Source organism: Pseudomonas monteilii NBRC 103158 = DSM 14164 (genome assembly GCF_000730605.1).
GTDB classification, from domain to species: domain Bacteria; phylum Pseudomonadota; class Gammaproteobacteria; order Pseudomonadales; family Pseudomonadaceae; genus Aquipseudomonas; species Aquipseudomonas monteilii.
The window spans coordinates 45860-61895 of the sequence record NZ_BBIS01000049.1 but is presented as its reverse complement, the minus strand read 5'-3'; the positions used below and the strand labels follow the sequence as shown (position 1 = coordinate 61895).

Annotated in this window: 16 protein-coding genes, 1 tRNA gene and 1 pseudogene; 11 read left to right on the top strand and 7 right to left on the bottom strand. The window is 63.3% G+C overall.

Features of this window, described 5'->3' with window-relative positions:
• Window positions 1–59 precede the first annotated feature (59 nt).
• The 3 genes from rlmM to pdxB all read left to right on the top strand — a co-directional run bounded on the left by rlmM (window position 60) and on the right by pdxB (window position 2646).
• The gene (gene rlmM, locus PM2_RS23395) at window positions 60–1124 is read left to right on the top strand and encodes a 23S rRNA (cytidine(2498)-2'-O)-methyltransferase RlmM (protein ID WP_016714878.1); all 1065 of its coding nucleotides are present in this window, start codon (window positions 60–62) and stop codon (window positions 1122–1124) included.
• Window positions 1125–1200: 76 nt separating this feature from the next.
• A complete protein-coding gene (tusA, locus tag PM2_RS23390; protein WP_003248727.1) occupies window positions 1201–1443 on the top strand; it encodes a sulfurtransferase TusA in 243 nt (80 codons plus the stop codon).
• 60 nt (window positions 1444–1503) lie between these two features.
• Complete coding sequence (pdxB, locus tag PM2_RS23385; RefSeq protein WP_028699748.1) at window positions 1504–2646, top strand: 4-phosphoerythronate dehydrogenase PdxB; 1143 nt, start codon at window positions 1504–1506, stop codon at window positions 2644–2646.
• Window positions 2647–2698: 52 nt separating this feature from the next.
• Here pdxB and PM2_RS31235 read toward each other — a convergent pair whose 3' ends face one another.
• Window positions 2699–2872: a PA1571 family protein gene (locus PM2_RS31235; protein ID WP_169739401.1), complete on the bottom strand. Its 174-nt coding sequence runs from the start codon at window positions 2870–2872 to the stop codon at window positions 2699–2701.
• 209 nt (window positions 2873–3081) lie between these two features.
• On the opposite strand from PM2_RS31235, the gene PM2_RS23380 reads away from it, so the two are divergent.
• From PM2_RS23380 to PM2_RS32140, 3 genes and pseudogenes are all read left to right on the top strand, one after another.
• Complete coding sequence (locus PM2_RS23380; protein ID WP_028699749.1) at window positions 3082–4845, top strand: ABC transporter transmembrane domain-containing protein; 1764 nt, start codon at window positions 3082–3084, stop codon at window positions 4843–4845.
• 172 nt (window positions 4846–5017) lie between these two features.
• Window positions 5018–5701, top strand: a pseudogene (locus PM2_RS32145) (methyl-accepting chemotaxis protein); the annotation flags it as partial.
• Window positions 5702–5866: 165 nt separating this feature from the next.
• Window positions 5867–6634 carry a methyl-accepting chemotaxis protein gene (locus PM2_RS32140; protein WP_372237808.1) on the top strand — a complete coding sequence of 256 codons (768 nt, stop codon included), beginning with the start codon at window positions 5867–5869 and terminating at the stop codon, window positions 6632–6634.
• A gap of 54 nt (window positions 6635–6688) precedes the next feature.
• Here PM2_RS32140 and PM2_RS23370 read toward each other — a convergent pair.
• Window positions 6689–6765, bottom strand: a tRNA-Pro gene (locus PM2_RS23370).
• 80 nt (window positions 6766–6845) lie between these two features.
• A complete protein-coding gene (locus tag PM2_RS23365) occupies window positions 6846–7067 on the bottom strand; it encodes a YgdI/YgdR family lipoprotein (RefSeq protein ID WP_013971697.1) in 222 nt (73 codons plus the stop codon).
• A gap of 187 nt (window positions 7068–7254) precedes the next feature.
• Here PM2_RS23365 and moaB point away from each other — a divergent pair, with 187 nt between their 5' ends.
• Together moaB and PM2_RS23355 are read left to right on the top strand one after the other, a co-directional pair.
• Window positions 7255–7794, top strand: a complete 540-nt coding sequence (gene moaB / locus PM2_RS23360; RefSeq protein ID WP_016714883.1) for a molybdenum cofactor biosynthesis protein B — start codon at window positions 7255–7257, stop codon at window positions 7792–7794.
• On the top strand, window positions 7778–9004 hold the full coding sequence (locus tag PM2_RS23355) for a molybdopterin molybdotransferase MoeA (protein WP_016714884.1): 1227 nt from the start codon (window positions 7778–7780) through the stop codon (window positions 9002–9004). The genes moaB and PM2_RS23355 overlap by 17 nt, the downstream gene beginning before the upstream one ends.
• Here PM2_RS23355 and PM2_RS23350 read toward each other — a convergent pair.
• Window positions 8993–10240, bottom strand: a complete 1248-nt coding sequence (locus PM2_RS23350) for a glycosyltransferase family 4 protein (protein ID WP_028699752.1) — start codon at window positions 10238–10240, stop codon at window positions 8993–8995. The two genes, PM2_RS23355 and PM2_RS23350, sit on opposite strands and share 12 nt — an antisense overlap.
• A 314-nt stretch (window positions 10241–10554) precedes the next feature.
• On the opposite strand from PM2_RS23350, the gene yegS reads away from it, so the two are divergent.
• Window positions 10555–11442 carry a lipid kinase YegS gene (yegS, locus tag PM2_RS23345; RefSeq protein ID WP_028699753.1) on the top strand — a complete coding sequence of 296 codons (888 nt, stop codon included), beginning with the start codon at window positions 10555–10557 and terminating at the stop codon, window positions 11440–11442.
• On the opposite strand, the gene PM2_RS23340 is transcribed toward yegS, so the two are convergent.
• The 3 genes from PM2_RS23340 to PM2_RS23330 all read right to left on the bottom strand — a co-directional run bounded on the left by PM2_RS23340 (window position 11426) and on the right by PM2_RS23330 (window position 13846).
• The gene (locus PM2_RS23340) at window positions 11426–12085 is read right to left on the bottom strand and encodes a response regulator (RefSeq protein ID WP_028699754.1); all 660 of its coding nucleotides are present in this window, start codon (window positions 12083–12085) and stop codon (window positions 11426–11428) included. The genes yegS and PM2_RS23340 overlap by 17 nt on opposite strands.
• A complete protein-coding gene (locus PM2_RS23335; protein WP_028699755.1) occupies window positions 12075–12971 on the bottom strand; it encodes a sensor histidine kinase in 897 nt (298 codons plus the stop codon). The genes PM2_RS23340 and PM2_RS23335 overlap by 11 nt, the downstream gene beginning before the upstream one ends.
• A gap of 365 nt (window positions 12972–13336) precedes the next feature.
• Window positions 13337–13846: a hypothetical protein gene (locus PM2_RS23330; protein WP_016714889.1), complete on the bottom strand. Its 510-nt coding sequence runs from the start codon at window positions 13844–13846 to the stop codon at window positions 13337–13339.
• A gap of 350 nt (window positions 13847–14196) precedes the next feature.
• On the opposite strand from PM2_RS23330, the gene PM2_RS23325 reads away from it, so the two are divergent.
• The gene (locus tag PM2_RS23325) at window positions 14197–15132 is read left to right on the top strand and encodes a chemotaxis protein CheV (RefSeq protein ID WP_016714890.1); all 936 of its coding nucleotides are present in this window, start codon (window positions 14197–14199) and stop codon (window positions 15130–15132) included.
• Between the two features lie 55 nt (window positions 15133–15187).
• Window positions 15188–15991 (top strand): MOSC domain-containing protein, encoded by an 804-nt coding sequence (locus PM2_RS23320; protein ID WP_028699756.1) that lies wholly within the window; start codon window positions 15188–15190, stop codon window positions 15989–15991.
• Window positions 15992–16036 lie beyond the last annotated feature (45 nt).

Below are 16036 nucleotides of genomic sequence, written 5' to 3'. Positions count from 1 at the left end.
TCCTTTATCATCGCCGCCCTGCCGGCGCCTGTTGCGCGCCAGCCGTAGTGGAGTGAGAGATGAATACCCTGTTCATGCATTGCCGGCCCGGTTTCGAGGGCGAGGTTTGCGCCGAAATCAGCGAACATGCCGCCCGCCTGGGCATTGTCGGCTATGCCAAAGGCAAGCCACAAAGTGCCAGCGCCGAGTTTGTCTGCAGTGAAGACGGCGGTGCCGAGCGGTTGATGGGGGCGCTGCGCTTCAACGAGCTGATTTTCCCTCGGCAGTGGGCCCGTGGCGGTTATGTCGAGTTACCGGAAAGTGACCGTATCAGTGTGCTGCTGGCGCAGTTGACCGACTTCCCGGTGTTCGGCAGCCTGTGGCTGGAAGTGCTGGACAGCAACGAAGGCAAGGAATTGTCCACCTTCTGTCGCAAGTTCGAAGTGCCGCTGCGCAAGGCCCTGGAAAACGCCGGTCGCCTGGTCGACGACGCCAGCCGCCCACGGTTGCTGCTCACCTTCATCAGCGGCCGGCGGGTGTTTGTCGGCCTGGCCCCGGCCAACAACAGCGCGTTGTGGCCCATGGGCATCCCGCGCCTGAAATTCCCCCGCGAGGCACCCAGCCGTTCGACCCTCAAGCTGGAAGAGGCCTGGCACCAGTTCATCCCGCGTGAGCAGTGGGAACAGCGCCTGGGCGATGACATGACCGGTGTCGACCTGGGCGCCTCGCCGGGTGGCTGGACCTACCAGCTGGTACGTCGTGGCATGCTGGTCACGGCCATCGACAACGGGCCGATGGCCGAAAGCCTGATGGACACCGGCCTGGTGCAGCACCTGATGGCCGACGGTTTCACCTGGCAGCCGAAGCAGCCGGTGGACTGGATGGTGTGCGACATCGTCGAGAAGCCGGCGCGCACCACTTCGCTGATCGAAACCTGGCTGGGTGAGGGGTTGTGCCGCGAGGCAGTGGTCAACCTGAAGCTGCCGATGAAGCAACGCTATGCCGAAGTACGTCGGTTGCTCGACCGCATGGAGGCGACGTTCAAGGCGCGCAAGATCAGGGTATCGATTGCCTGCAAGCAGCTGTATCACGACCGTGAGGAAGTGACTTGCCATCTGCGCAGACTGGACCTGAAGCCGCGCTGATTTCGGGGGCTGCAAGCCAGCCCCTTGGTCGAAACGGCCCTATGCGCGACAATAACGATCATTTGTGGAGCCCCCCATGACCGATTTCACCCCCGACGCCATCCTCGACGCCACCGGCCTGAATTGCCCGGAACCGGTAATGATGCTGCACCAGCATGTGCGCAATTTGGCCGCTGGCGGCCTGCTGAAAGTCATCGCCACCGATCCGTCGACCCGTCGTGACATTCCCAAGTTCTGCAACTTCCTCGGCCACGAATTGCTGCAGCAGCAAGAGGACGCCGGCACCTTCCTGTACTGGATCCGTAAAAAAGCCGACTGAAGCGCTCTGGAACACGCCCCGCGTTGCGCCTACACTGCGTTCCCCAGACAGGAGAGCGCCATGCTGATAGTTGCCGACGAGAACATCCCGCTGCTCGATGCCTTCTTCCAGGGTTTCGGTGAAATTCGCCGCTACCCGGGCCGAAGCCTCGATGCCGCCAGCGTCAAGGACGCCGATATCCTGCTGGTGCGCTCGGTGACCAAGGTCGACCGCCAACTGCTCGAAGGCAGCCGCGTACGCTTTGTCGGCACTTGCACCATCGGTACCGATCACCTGGACCTGGACTACTTTGCCGAAGCCGGCATCCGCTGGAGCAGTGCGCCGGGCTGCAATGCACGCGGCGTGGTCGACTACGTGCTGGGCAGCGTACTGACCTTGGCCGAGCTCGATGGCGTGGCACTGCCCGAACGCGTGTATGGCGTGGTGGGTGCGGGTGAGGTGGGCGGCCGCCTGGTGCGGGTGCTTCACGGCCTGGGCTGGAAGGTACTGGTGTGCGACCCGCCGCGCCAGGCCGCTGAGGGTGGCGACTACGTCAGCCTCGAGACGATTTTGCAGCAGTGCGATGTGATCAGCCTGCATACCCCGTTGCAGCGTGCCGGCGAGCACCCGACCTGGCACTTGCTGGGGCAGGCGCAGCTGGCGCAGTTGCGCCCAGGGGCCTGGCTGATCAACGCCAGTCGTGGCCCGGTGGTGGATAACGCCGCCTTGCGCGAGCTGCTGCTGGACCGTGAAGACGTGCATGCGGTGCTGGATGTGTGGGAGGGCGAGCCGCAGGTCGACCTGCAACTGGCCGACCTGTGCACGCTGGCTTCGCCGCACATTGCCGGCTACAGCCTCGATGGCCGCCAGCGTGGTACGGCGCAGATCTACCAGGCGTTGTGTCGCTTTCTCGGCGTGGACGAGCAGGTGCAACTGGCAGACTTGCTGCCCCGGCCGCCACTGGCACAAATCGAACTGGATGCTGGCACCGACCCGGCCTGGGCCTTGGCGACCCTGTGCCGCGCCGTGTACGACCCACGCCGCGATGATGCGGACTTCCGCCGCAGCCTGAGCGACGACCCGCAGCTGCAGCGGGCGGCGTTCGACCAGTTGCGCAAGCAGTACCCGCCACGTCGCGAGATCGAAGGGCTGGCGGTGCGCTTGCGGGGTGAGTCGCCACAGTTGGCGCAGCTGGTCAGTGCCTTGGGTGGGGTGCTGGCCTGATTCAGGCCAATAAAAACCCGGCGCGAGCGCCGGGTTGCAAATAATTCGTCGGTCAACCTTTGCGTACGCGCTCGGCCCGGCTTTCTTCCAGGGCCTTGCAGGCGTGCTGGATCATCTGCTCGGTGATCGGCACTTCGCGCCCCTGGGCGTCGATGATCGAACCGCACACCTGCGATTGCGGGGTGGCCCGGGGCTTCTGGTTGTCACTGCCATGCTGCAAGCTCATGCACTGTCTCCTCATCAGGTTCAAGCTCAAGTTAGCCCTGCGCCGTGACTGGCCTGTGACAGCTTCTGTGTCACGGCAGCAACAGTCCAACAGAAACCAGGTGAAAGCTCCAGCGACTGGTTAGACCGATGGGCTATAGCAACCTGCAGGCATTCCCACAGCTTGGATGAGTGGTAATCTGCGGCTTCCCCTGCATTTTGGTCGTCGCCATGCCCGAATCGGTTTCCCCACGTCAGCGCCGCGCGTTGCGCCTGGCCTGGCAGTTCGTCCGCCCCTATCGCCGGCAAGTGCTGCTGGCCTTGCTGGCCCTGGTGGTCACCGCCGCCATCACCCTGTCGATGGGGCAGGGCATCCGCCTGTTGGTGGACCAGGGCTTCATGACCCGCTCCGCGCACCAGCTCAACCAGACCATCGGGTTGTTCCTGCTGCTGGTGCTGGCCTTGGCGGTGGGCACTTTCAGCCGCTTTTACCTGGTCTCGTGGATTGGCGAGCGGTGTGTGGCCGATATCCGTCGCGCCGTTTTCGATCACCTGATCGGCCTGCACCCCGGCTTTTTCGAAGACAACCGCAGCTCCGAGATCCAGTCGCGGCTGACGGCGGACACCACCTTGCTGCAATCGGTCATCGGCTCATCGTTGTCGATGTTCTTGCGTAACGCGTTGATGGTCATCGGCGGCGTGGTGTTGCTGTTCATCACCAACCCCAAGCTCACCAGTATCGTGGTGGTGGCCCTGCCGTTGGTGTTGGCACCTATCCTGCTGTTCGGTCGCCGGGTGCGCAGCCTGTCGCGGCAGAGCCAGGACCGGGTGGCCGATGTGGGCAGCTACGTGGCCGAAACGCTGGGGCAGATCAAGACGGTGCAGGCCTACAACCACCAGGCGCACGACCGCGAACTGTTCGCGGGCACCGTCGAAGCAGCGTTCAGCGTGGCCCGCAAGCGGATTGCCCAGCGTGCCTGGCTGATCACCCTGGTGATCGTGCTGGTGTTGGGGGCGGTGGGGGTGATGTTGTGGGTCGGCGGCATGGACGTGATTGCCGGGCGTATTTCTGCTGGCGAGCTGGCTGCATTCGTGTTCTACAGCCTGATCGTCGGTAGCGCCTTCGGTACCCTCAGTGAGGTGATCGGCGAGCTGCAGCGTGCCGCCGGTGCCGCCGAGCGTATTGCCGAACTGTTGGCTGCGCGCAGTGCAATCCTGCCGCCCGAGCTGGCGCAGGCGCTACCAAAACAGCGGGCCAGCGGGCACATCGAATTGCAGGAGGTGGTGTTCGCCTACCCGTCACGGCCTACGGTGGCGGCTGTCGATGGCCTGAGCCTGGCCATCGAACCTGGGCAGACCGTTGCCCTGGTTGGCCCCTCGGGTGCAGGCAAGTCGACGCTGTTCGATTTGTTGCTGCGTTTTTACGACCCACAGCAAGGGCGCATCCTGCTCGATGGTCAGGCGATTACCGCCCTCGACCCTGACCAGCTGCGCCGCCAGTTCGCCCTGGTGGCGCAAAACCCCTCGCTGTTCCGTGGCACGGTGGAGGCCAACATCCGTTATGGCCGGCCCGAGGCGACCCTGGCAGAAGTCGAGGCAGCCGCCCGCGGTGCCTATGCCGATGAATTCATCCGGCAGCTGCCGCAAGGCTACCAGACGCCCTTGGGCGAGGGCGGTATCGGGCTTTCCGGTGGGCAGCGGCAGCGCCTGGCGATTGCCCGGGCGTTGCTGGTGGATGCGCCGATCCTGTTGCTGGATGAAGCCACCAGCGCCCTCGACGCACAGAGCGAGCACCTGATCCAGCAGGCGTTGCCCAGCCTGATGGCCGGGCGCACCACGCTGGTGATCGCCCATCGCCTGGCCACGGTGCAGCATGCCGAACGTATCGCGGTCATCGACAAGGGGCGGCTGGTGGCGGTGGGCACACACCGTCAGTTGATCGAGGAAAGCCCGCTGTATGCGCGGTTGGCGGCCTTGCAGTTCACCACAGGGTAGGGTGTCGCGGTTTTGTAACATTTTTGTAGCAATTGCCTGAGAGTATCTGCCTCAACTGTTGCGTAAGTGCTCGACCTGGCTGCCATTGCTTGATGGCAGCTTTTTTTTGGCCTGGCAGTAATGGGGGCTGCACAGCGGCCCCAGCCCTCTCTCTCTGGTTCCGAGACCCTAGATGTTGCGTAAATCCCTCAGAGTGCAAATTCTCTCGCTGCTCGGCGGCAGCCTGGCGGCGATGTTGCTGATCGCCCTGGTGTGTTTCCAGTTCCTATCGTCCAGCGTGCGCGGTTATGCCGAGCTGGTCGACGGGCCGCTACGGGCCTCGCAATTGATCGACGAAGCCAACCTGCAATTCAAGATACAGGTACAGGAATGGAAGAACGTGTTGCTGCGCGGGCGCCAGCCAGCGGACATGGACAAGTACTGGCAGCAGTTCCAGGCCCGTGAACAACAGGTTCAAGAGCTGCTCGGGCAGTTGATCGACAGCAGCGACGCCAGGCTCAAGGCGCAGTTGCAGCAGTTGCGTGACAGCCATCGGCAGTTGGGCCAGGCCTATGCGCAGGGCCGCCAGGCTTTCCTTGCCGCAGGTGGTGACCCGGTAGTCGGCGACCAGGCGGTCAAAGGCGTGGACCGTGCCGCCAGCGAGCAGATGAGCGAACTGGTCGAGCAGCTGCGTGCCGATGCGCGCCAGCGTGCGGCCAGCATCAGCGCCAGCGCCGAGCGCACGGTATGGCTGGGCTTGCTGGTGATGTTGGCTTCGGCGGTGCTGGTGGGGCTGCTCAGCCTGTGGCTGGTCAACCGTAGCCTGATCGAGCCGATCCGCCAACTGATCGAGTATGTCGCACAACTGAGCCAAGGGCGTTTCGCCGCCCGGGTCGATAGCCGCCGTGAAGATGAACTGGGGCGCCTGGCGCGGGCTGCCAACACGCTGCGCGACTTCCTTGCCGATACCGTTGGCCGCCTGCAGGACAACGCGCAGGAGCTGGAAGGCGCCAGTGGCCAGTTGCGTAGCATCGCCGGCGACATGGCCCGTGGCACCCACGACCAGTTCCAGCGTACCGACCAGGTGGCCACGGCCATGCACGAGATGTCCGCCACCGCTCAGGAGGTCGCCCGTCACGCCGCCGAGGCCGCTCGCGCGGCAGATGACGCCGACCACAGCGCCCAGGCCGGCGAGCAGGTGATGCAGCAGACCATCGACATTATCGGTGTGGTCAACCGTGAAATCGCCGGTACGGCGTCGGTAATCCGCGACCTGGAGCACGACAGCACGCGCATTGGCAAAGTGCTGGAGGTGATCCGTGGCATCGCTGAGCAGACCAACCTGCTGGCGCTCAACGCAGCCATCGAAGCGGCCCGTGCTGGCGAAGCCGGGCGTGGGTTTGCAGTGGTTGCCGATGAGGTGCGCAGCCTGGCCCAGCGCACCGCTGCATCGATTGCCGAGATTCACCAGATCATCGAAGCCGTGCAGTCGGGGGCGGTAGAAGCGGTCAAGGCGATCGAAAGCGGCCAGCAGCGCAGCGAGGAGGGGGCCGAGCAGGTGCAGCAGGCCGGGCAGATGCTGCAGCGCATCACCCAGTCCGTAGAGGCGATCCGCGACATGAACCGACAAATCGCCACGGCGGCCGAAGAGCAGACCAGCGTAGCCGAAGACATCTCGCGCAACCTGATCGAAATCACCCGTATTGCCACGGCCAACCAGCAGGCAGTGCAGCATACCGAGCAGGCCGGGCAGCGCTTGCATGGATTGTCGGGGCAGTTGGGTGAGGTGACCTCGCGCCTGACGGCCTGACCGTTTTCAGGCACAACAAAAAGCCCGCGCAAGGCGGGCTTTTTGTTGCGATTTTGGTCGGAGAGACAGGATTCGAACCTGCGGCCTTCTCGTCCCGAACGAGACGCGCTACCTGGCTGCGCTACACTCCGATGAACAAAATCCTACTGCATCCCGTTTTTGCACACAAGCCCTTGTTGTTTAAAGGGGCTTTGCAAAACGGGCGCCTGGATCACAGCTCTTTGACGGTGCGGATCTGGTCCTTGTTCAGGCGGGTGCGCTTGCCATCCAGTTGCTCGAATTCGTAGAAACCGGAGTCTTCATCGTACTTCGGGGTGTCCGTGGCCTGGATTTCGCGGCCATCGTTCAGGGTAATAACGGTCGGCGAAGCGCAGCCGGCAAGGGCGCCCAGGCCCAGGGCGAGCAGGAAGGCAGGTAGGGTCCGTTGAATCATCGTGTTTCTCCAGTGCGATGGTGCTAGATGTCAGTTAAGACGCAGGGTGTCCATGCAAGTTCCTTCTTTAGTGCAGCATAGCGGCAAACCCGGCCTATTGACCGAGGGCAATCGCCATGGGCGCAACGTCGGGAAAGGTGCGCTGTGATATAACTGCGGCCATCTCATCCTGTTGTGACGGACACCCATGAAAGCCAAGGCAGATACCCCCTTCGTGGCGCTGAACATCGCCGTGCTCACGGTCAGCGACACCCGTACTTTCGACACCGACACCTCCGGGCAGCTGTTCGTCGATCGCCTGAGTGCAGCCGGCCACCGTTTGGCCGAGCGCGTGCTGCTCAAGGATGACCTGTACAAGATCCGCGCCCAGGTTGCCACTTGGATCGCCGATGACAACGTGCAAGTGGTGTTGATCACGGGGGGGACCGGCTTTACCGGCCGCGACAGTACGCCCGAGGCGGTGGCCTGCCTGCTGGACAAACAGGTGGAGGGGTTTGGAGAGTTGTTCCGGCAGATCTCCGTGGCCGACATTGGCACATCCACTGTGCAGTCGCGTGCCTTGGCCGGGCTGGCCAACGGTACCTTGGTGTGCTGCCTGCCGGGCTCGACCAACGCCGTGCGCACCGGCTGGGATGGCATCCTTGCCGAACAACTCGATGCCCGCCATCGTCCGTGCAACTTCGTTGCGCACCTGAAGCAGGCAGCGGCCTGTGACAGCCGTGGCTGAGGCCGGCCAGGCCCGGCCGCTGATGCCGGTGGAGCAGGCCCTGGAGCAACTGCTGGCGCTGGCCGAGGCGGCGCCCATCCACGAGACCGAAAACCTGCCGTTGGCCGACGCCGAAGGCCGCGTGCTGGCCACCGACCTGGTGGCCTCGCTCGACCTGCCGCCCTGGCCGAACAGCGCCATGGACGGTTATGCGTTGCGCAGCGCTGACTGGCAGGGCCAGCCGCTGCCGGTCAGCCAGCGCATTTTTGCCGGGCATGCGCCACAGCCGCTGCAGCCAGGCACCTGCGCGCGAATCTTTACAGGTGCGCCGGTGCCGGAAGGCGCCGACTGCGTCGAGATGCAGGAAAACACCGAAGGGCTCGAAGATGGCCGGGTACGCTTTCTTGAAGCGTTGCAAACCGGGCAGAACATACGCCCTCAGGGCCAGGAAACCCGCAAGGGTGAGCAGGTAATGAGCGCCGGCACCCGCCTTGGGCCGATCGAACTGGGCCTGGCGGCGACCCTGGGCCATGGTCGCCTGGATGTGGTGCGCAAGGTACGGGTGGCGGTGCTGTCCACCGGTGACGAGCTGGTCGAGCCCGGTCTGCCGCTGGGCCCTGGGCAAATCTACAACAGCAACCGTCGGCTGCTGGTCAGCTGGTTGCAGCGGCTGGGCTGCGACGTGGTCGATGCGGGCATCCTGCCGGATGACCTTGCACGTACCCGTGCCTGCTTGGCCTCGCTGGGCGACGTTGACCTTATCTTGTCTACCGGCGGTGTCTCGGTGGGTGAGGCCGACTACCTCGGTGCAGCCCTGCGCGAAGCCGGCGAGCTGGCGTTGTGGAAACTGGCGATCAAACCGGGCAAACCGCTGACCTTCGGCCACTTCCAGGGCGTGCCGGTGATCGGCCTGCCGGGCAACCCGGCCTCGACCTTGGTCACCTTTGGCCTGCTGACCCGGCCCTACCTGCTCCGTCGTCAGGGGGTGGCCGATGTCACGCCGCTGCGTTTCGACATGCCGGCGGGCTTCGACTGGCCCAAGCCTGGCACGCGCCGCGAATACCTGCGCGCGCGCATCGAACAGGGCCAGGTGCGCATCTACAAGAACCAGAGCTCGGGGGTGCTGCGCAGTGCCGCCTGGGCCGAGGGCCTGGTAGAGGTGCGCGAAGGCAGTACGCCGAAACAGGGCGATAGCGTGCCGTTCATCCCCTTCAGCGAGCTACTTGGCTGAGCGGCCCAGCCAGGCACTGCCCAGCGGTGCGGCCTCGGCGGGCGCTGCCTGGGCCAGGCGCATGTGCACGTTCTCCAGTTGCTGGGCCGCCACGCTCCAGTCGTGGCGTTGACGGGCGAATTGCCGCCCAGCATCGCTCAGTTGGCTCATGCGCCAGGGCTGGTTGAGCAGTTGGGTGATCAGCAGGGCGAGCTGGTCACCGTCATCACTGCCCAGGTAGTGCTCACCGTTGTTCGCGGCCAGGCCCGATACGCCTTTGCCGGTGGTGATCACCGGCAGGCCGGCGGCCATGGCCTCGAGGATTTTTACTTTGGAGCCGCCGGCATAGCGCAGCGGGGCGAAGAACAGTGCCGAACGCTTTTGCAGCTCGCGCAGGTCAGGGCGGTAGCCGAACCATTCGATGCGCGGGTCGTTCCAGTGCAATTTCCAGCTGATTGGCAGCGCATGCCCGGCTATCGCCAGGCGCACCGCCGGGTTGCTCATCCACACTTGCGGCATGATGTCTTCCAGCGCCCACTCGATGGCTTCCAGGTTGGCGCCATACTCGAAGTTGCCCACGAACAACAAGCGCTGGCTATGCAGCGCCGGTTGCACGTGCTGGTAGAAATCACAATCCACACCATTGACCACCACGTTCACCGGGCGCCCGCTGATCTGCGCGATCAGCTCGGCATCGTGAGCGCTGACCGCCACCAGCTCGGTAGGTTGGCGTAGCACCCGCTGTTCCCAGCGCCGGTAGCGCCAGCGGTCAAAGGCATTGAGCGGGCGTAGACAGAGCGGCAGGCGGTCGTGGCAGGCACCGCCCATCACGGACTCCAGCGTGTGCTCGCTGAGCATGTAGGGCAGCCCGCGTGCCTGCAAAGCCTTTTCGAACGGCTGGAAGCTGTAGCTGTGCTCGATCTGGATCACGTCCCACGGTTCGTCCAGCAATTGCTCGAAGCGGTGCCGCAGGCAAGGGGACAGGCCATTGATGATCGCCCGCATGGGGTAGTCGATGATTGGCGAAGCCAGCAGGTTCAGCGGGCTGTGCAGTGGCCGACGGGGTAGCACGATCAGCCGCTCGAGTAGCGGCTCCAGGGCTTCGCGGGCCGCATCGCTGAGCGGGATTTTCGACTGCACCAGCAGGGTAATGCGGTGGCCTTGCTGTGCCAGTGCGCGCATCAGGTGGTATTGCCGGGTCTTGCTGCCGCTGGTAGTTGGCCAAGGCAGGTACGGCAGTGTCCAGAGAATGCGCATGACCCGAAATCCTCGCTGAGGGCTGCGGATGAAAAGACGCGCCCATCGGCAGCGCTATGCACACCACTGCCGGGGGCGCGTCCATGGCCAGGATCGAGATTGGCCCGGCGAACAGAAGTCAAAAGGCTGACATCCCTGGGGAAAATGTTGGCCTGGGTCAAAAACTTGTCAAAAGTTCATCTTCTGAGCATAGCCGCGCATTGTCGGGTGTGGGAAAAAGACCGCGCCTGCTTCGTTATTTTTTTGCACCCATGCAACGATCCGTTGCTGCGTATGGTCGAGATCTGGGTGGTTCAACTTCACGGAGAAGCGCAATGCAAGGGCGCAAGGCAATGCTGATCTTGCACGGTAAGCAGGCGATGAACGAGGATCTGCGCAGCGCTGTGCATGACCTGCGCGGTACCGGCTGGGCGCTGGATGTACGTGTCACCTGGGAAGCGGGTGATGCGCAGCGGCTGGTTGGTGAGGCACTAAGCGCGGGCTACAGCCATATCGTTGCCGGTGGTGGGGACGGCACTTTGCGCGACGTGGCCGAAGCCATGGGGCTGGCCGGCGCCGATGCCAGCCTGGCGCTGTTGCCCCTTGGCACTGCCAACGATTTCGCCCGAGCCGCTGGTATACCGCTGGAGCCTGCTGCGGCTCTGGCGTTGTTGAGCACGCCGGCCCAGGCGGTAGACCTGGGCCAGGCTGGCGACCAGTTGTTCCTTAACATGGCCACAGGCGGATTTGGCAGCCAGGTCACCGCCAGCACTTCCGAAGACCTGAAAAAAGTGCTGGGGGCGGCGGCCTACCTGTTCACCGGCTTGTCGCGCTTCAGCGAACTGCAGGCAGCTTCGGTGGAACTGCAAGGGCCAGATTTTCAGTGGCAAGGGAGCTTGCTGGCACTGGGTATCGGTAATGGCCGCCAGGCTGGGGGAGGGCAGGTGCTATGCCCTGAAGCGGTGGTGAACGACGGTTTGCTGGACATCGCCATCCTGCCTGCGCCGCAGGAAGTGGTTGGGGCTTTGCGCGATCTGCTGGCCGGTGATGGCCTGTTCGTTCGGGCGAGGCTGCCCTGGGTGGATATCAAGAGTTCGCAGGGGCTGGATATCAACCTCGATGGCGAGCCGTTGCAGGCCGACAACCTGCGCTTTCAGGTCAGGCCAGCCGCGATACGCCTGCACCTGCCGGTCGGGTCGCCATTGCTCAGTCGTCCAGGCTGATGATCTTCTCGCGTACGGCAAACAGTACCAGGCCAGCCACGTCATGAATCTGCAGCCGCTTCATGATTTGCGAACGGTGGGTTTCGACCGTCTTGATAGACAGGCCAAGGCCTGCAGCGATTTCCCGGGTGGACTTGCCGCGTACGATCAGGCGCAGGATTTCCAGTTGCCGGGCCGTGAGGTTATGCCGCTCGCCAGCGGCCTGCTTGCCCTGTTTGGTGTGCCGTAACGCCTGGTTGATGACGGTGTGGGCGATGGCCGGGCTGAGGTAGCGCTCGCCGTTGCGCACCGCGCTCAGGGCCTGTTCCAGCTCGGTGGCGCTGGTGTCCTTGAGCAGATAGCCGTGGGCGCCGCTTTCCAGTGCCCGCATGATCAGGTCGGGGTCGGTATGCATCGACAGAATCAGCACTTTGCAGGCGTTGTCGCTGGCCCGCAATTGAGTCAGGGCGTCCAGGCCGCTGGTGGAGCGCATCGAAATGTCCAGCAAGACGATATCGGGCGCCAGCGTGCGCACCTGTTCGAGCAGTTGGCCGCCATCGTCAGCTTCGCCGATCACGTCATAGCCAGGGATGTCACAGACCAGCGCGCGCACCCCGGCGCGGATCAGCGAGTGGTCGTCAACCAGCAGCAGTCTACAGGTCATGGGTAGCAGTACTCCGGGCACGTTGCTGGCTGCGCGGGGGCCAGGGGAAGATCGCTTCGATCTGCGTGCCCAAGCCAGGCTGGCTGGTGATGTCGAGGCTGCCCTGCAACGCGGTTACCCGTTCCTGCATGCCGGCCAGACCGCGCTGGCCTGCCTTGGCCGGGTGCCGGGCGGGGATGAAGCCACGGCCATCGTCGTGGATCGACAGTGCCAGCCCTTCAGGGTTGCGCTGCAGGCGGATGACCAGGTTGTTTGCCTGGGCGTGGCGCAGCATGTTGGTTACCGCCTCCTGGGTAATGCGGAACACGGCCATGGCCACGGCTTCGTCGATGCCGCCCAGGCGCTGGTTGCACGCCAGGCTCCAGTGAACGCTGCTGCTGGCCAGGGTACGTACCAGGTGCGCGCGCAGGCTGGCTTCCAGGCCAAGGCTGGCGAGCTGCCGGGGGTTGAGCAGGGCGGACACATCGCGCACGTTGCCCAGGGTGTCATCCAGCGTGCCGCGCAGTGCATCGCAGTGGCCCTGCAGCTCGTCGGGTATACGCCGCTGCAGCCACTGCAACTGCAGCTTCGCAGCGGTCAGCAATTGGCCGATGTCGTCGTGAAGTTCGCGGCTCAGATGCTGACGTTCGTCTTCCTGCACCTTGAGCATGCGCTCGGCCAGTTCGGCCGGGCGCAGGCTGATCGACCTGGCGCCCAGCCCCAGTTGAACGGCGGCGCCCAGCGTCGCGACCAGATGCAGCACCAGCAGGCTGGCCGGGATGGCCTGGTTGGCCAGGTACAGCGCCAGGTTCGCAACCAGCGAGGCCACGCACAGCCCGACCGTTGCCCAACGCAGCAGGGCAGCGCGGGAGCAGCAACGCAGAGAAGTCTTCAAGCGTGGGGACATAAGTAGGAAAGCCACTGAAGTATTGCTGATGGAGGCCTTGCACAATGCTGGTCAGAGGCTTTGGCGCAGTACTTTCGATGTTTTTTCGAATGCGTGGTCTTGCAACCTTGGTTCAGGTTGCAAGCCTTGGTGGGGGCGCATATTACCACTTTGGATTGCATCGGTCGCGGCTGGGAAACGCTTTGAAACGCCTGCTAGTCCGGTCTTTTCGGGTAGCAAAGTGCCACCCTTTAATCGTGCAGTACGCACTTGTGCTGTAACTAGCGTGCTCAGGGTTCAACTTGGGCCACTGAAACGCTGGAGAACTTTCCAAGTTTGACCATGGTAGGGCTTGAACAGCGGTACTTAGTTGCACTACGCGTCAATTAAAGCGCCGGGTTAGAGCGGTCAGGGCGGCTGCTGGCTGCCACTTCACCTTGGGTGTGAATGCACACGCTGCCTTGCTCATCGCATGACGTACAGGCTGACGCAAAAGGTTGTTGCACGACTTTCGCCAACTCACCCAGTAGCACCAGTTGCTCGCCGATGTCCAGGTTCAGCCGCCCGGTACGGGTGTCGATCAGTTCCAGTTGCCAGGCCAGTAGGGTCAGGCACTCCCCTATCGCGGGTAGGGCTGCACGTTGTAGGCAACCACCGTGGCAGGCTGGGGCGAGCAACTGTTGAAGGGCAGTGGTGTAATAGGCGACTTCACGCAGGCCCAGGCGTGTGGCCTGACGGGCGAGGCTGTCGAGGGCGTTGCCCAGGCAGCGGCAGGCATCCAGATCATTGTCGATCAGTTCCAGATGTTGCAGGCATTCCTGGGCCTGGGTCAGCAGTACCTGGGCATCCAGCAGGAAGCCCTGCAGGGCGTCGTCGAACGATAAGGCAGTGTCCATGGTCAGGTCCCCGCGCGTGGGGTAGGCGCAGGGGACGGGCACGCCGAAACGATAGCTAGCAAAAGCCTGACTCCATTCATGCAGTGAGAATGGCGTCACATTAATGGCTAAAGGATATCGCGAACATCAGGTTGCACCCGATTGCGACTAAGGGTTTCCCTGATGTGGGGCCAGGGTGGGGAACTTTTGCAGCACCCTCGGTTTATCCCGGTGTGCCCGCAGTAAAACATGATGGTAAAGTGATATCAATTGCCTTTGCGGTATTTTCCCGCGAGGGTCAAGGTGCGCGTGAAACCGCCGATACAGGGTAGATGATTTCACCTTTTCCGACTCAAACCTGGGGGTTTCCAATGGCTGGCATTCTCGACACGGTAGACCAACGCACGCAATTGGTGGGTGAGAACCGCCTGGAAATTCTGATGTTTCGCCTGGCCGGTCGCCAGTTGTTCGCGATCAACGTGTTTAAGGTGCAGGAGGTGCTGCAACTGCCCAAACTGACCTTGATGCCCCAGCGCCACGCCTTCGTCTGCGGTGTGGTCAACCTGCGCGGGCAGACCCTGCCGGTGATCGACCTGTCCCAGGCGATTGGCATGCGCCCGCTGCAGCCGGGGCCGGACAGCACCATCATCGTCACCGAGTACAACCGCTCGGTGCAGGCCTTCCTGGTAGGTGGTGTGGACCGTATCGTCAACATGAACTGGGAGTCGATCATGCCACCGCCTTCCAGTGCCGGGCGCCAACACTACCTGACAGCCATCACCAAGGTTGATGACAAGCTGGTGGAGGTTATCGACGTAGAGAAGGTGCTGGCCGAGATCGTGCCGTACAACGCCCGGGTCTCCGGCGACAAACTCGCCGACCCAGTGCTGGCCCGGGCGCGTGGCCGCGAGGTGCTGCTGGTGGATGACTCCAGCGTGGCCTTGGCGCAGTTGCGCGATACGCTGTCCCAGTTAGGCGTGAAACTGCATGTGGCCAGTGATGGCCTGAAAGCGCTACGTATGCTCAAGGGCTGGGCCGATGCCGGTGAAGACGTATGCGAGAAGCTGCTGATGGTATTTACCGATGCCGAAATGCCGGAAATGGACGGCTACCGGCTGACCACCGAGATCCGCAGTGATGCACGCCTGCGCCAGCTTTATGTGGTGCTGCACACCTCGCTGTCGGGCAGTTTCAACGAGTCCATGGTGAAAAAGGTGGGTTGCGACAACTTCCTGTCCAAGTTCCAGCCTGATCGCCTGGTCGACGTGGTCAAGCAACGCCTGCTATTGGACACCGCCACTGCGTGAACCCTGGGCCGGCCAGGTATAAGCTTGGCTTTTGGCATGACACGAGGCAGCAGGGATGTTTCTCAGTGAGTTGTATCGATACCCTGTGAAGTCGGGGCAGGCGCAAAGTCTGCAGGCTTCACCTGTTGGGTTGCTGGGGTTGCAAGGTGACCGGCGCTGGATGGTGGTCGAGGAAGAAAACGGACGCTTCCTGACCCAGCGCGCATGGCCACAACTTGGCCAGCTGCAGGCGTGTGCAGACGACAGCGGCCAGTTGCTGCTGCAGGCGCTCGGGCAGGCACCGTTGCGGGTATCTGTGCCCGCTGCCGACGAAGCCCTGCGTGGCGTGACCATTTGGCGCGATACGTTGCGAGTGCCTGATGCAGGCGATGAAGTGGCGGCCTGGCTGAGCGAACTGCTGGGCAAGGCCGTGCGCCTGGTGCATTGCCCGGAGCAGCGTGCGCGCTACCTGCCCAATGGTTACGGTTTTAACAGTGACCGGGCGGCGTTTCCGGATGGTTTCCCCTTGCTGCTAATTGGCCAGGGCTCACTCGACGAGCTTAGCCGGCGTGTTGGCAGGCCCATGGAGATGCTGCGCTTTCGGCCCAACCTGGTGGTGCAGGGCGCTGAACCCTTCGCCGAAGATGGCTGGAAGCGGATTCGTATCGGCAGCTTGGTGTTTCGAGTGCTCAAACCGAGTGTGCGGTGCATCTTTACCACGATTGACCCGGCTACCGGGGAGCGCAGTGCCGACCGGGAGCCTATGGCCACGCTCAAGACCTTTCGCGAGAAAGAGGGGGATGTGCTGTTTGGGCAGAACCTGGCGGTGGATGGCAGTGGGTGGCTTGAGGTAGGGATGGAAGTCGAAGTGCTGGAGTAACTTGGTTCGCTGCACCGGCCTCTTCGCGGGTTTACCCGCGAAGAG

Coding starts and splice junctions, on each gene's coding strand:
- PM2_RS32140 (WP_372237808.1), top strand. CDS start 5,867: ATGGCCCGTGGCACCCACGACCAGTTCCAGCGTACCGACCAGGTGGCC.
- PM2_RS23330 (WP_016714889.1), bottom strand. CDS start 13,846: ATGGACACTGCCTTATCGTTCGACGACGCCCTGCAGGGCTTCCTGCTG.
- pdxB (WP_028699748.1), top strand. CDS start 1,504: ATGCTGATAGTTGCCGACGAGAACATCCCGCTGCTCGATGCCTTCTTC.
- PM2_RS23340 (WP_028699754.1), bottom strand. CDS start 12,085: ATGACCTGTAGACTGCTGCTGGTTGACGACCACTCGCTGATCCGCGCC.
- PM2_RS23350 (WP_028699752.1), bottom strand. CDS start 10,240: ATGCGCATTCTCTGGACACTGCCGTACCTGCCTTGGCCAACTACCAGC.
- yegS (WP_028699753.1), top strand. CDS start 10,555: ATGCAAGGGCGCAAGGCAATGCTGATCTTGCACGGTAAGCAGGCGATG.
- PM2_RS23335 (WP_028699755.1), bottom strand. CDS start 12,971: ATGTCCCCACGCTTGAAGACTTCTCTGCGTTGCTGCTCCCGCGCTGCC.
- PM2_RS23325 (WP_016714890.1), top strand. CDS start 14,197: ATGGCTGGCATTCTCGACACGGTAGACCAACGCACGCAATTGGTGGGT.
- PM2_RS23365 (WP_013971697.1), bottom strand. CDS start 7,067: ATGATTCAACGGACCCTACCTGCCTTCCTGCTCGCCCTGGGCCTGGGC.
- PM2_RS31235 (WP_169739401.1), bottom strand. CDS start 2,872: ATGAGCTTGCAGCATGGCAGTGACAACCAGAAGCCCCGGGCCACCCCG.
- PM2_RS23320 (WP_028699756.1), top strand. CDS start 15,188: ATGTTTCTCAGTGAGTTGTATCGATACCCTGTGAAGTCGGGGCAGGCG.
- rlmM (WP_016714878.1), top strand. CDS start 60: ATGAATACCCTGTTCATGCATTGCCGGCCCGGTTTCGAGGGCGAGGTT.
- tusA (WP_003248727.1), top strand. CDS start 1,201: ATGACCGATTTCACCCCCGACGCCATCCTCGACGCCACCGGCCTGAAT.
- moaB (WP_016714883.1), top strand. CDS start 7,255: ATGAAAGCCAAGGCAGATACCCCCTTCGTGGCGCTGAACATCGCCGTG.
- PM2_RS23380 (WP_028699749.1), top strand. CDS start 3,082: ATGCCCGAATCGGTTTCCCCACGTCAGCGCCGCGCGTTGCGCCTGGCC.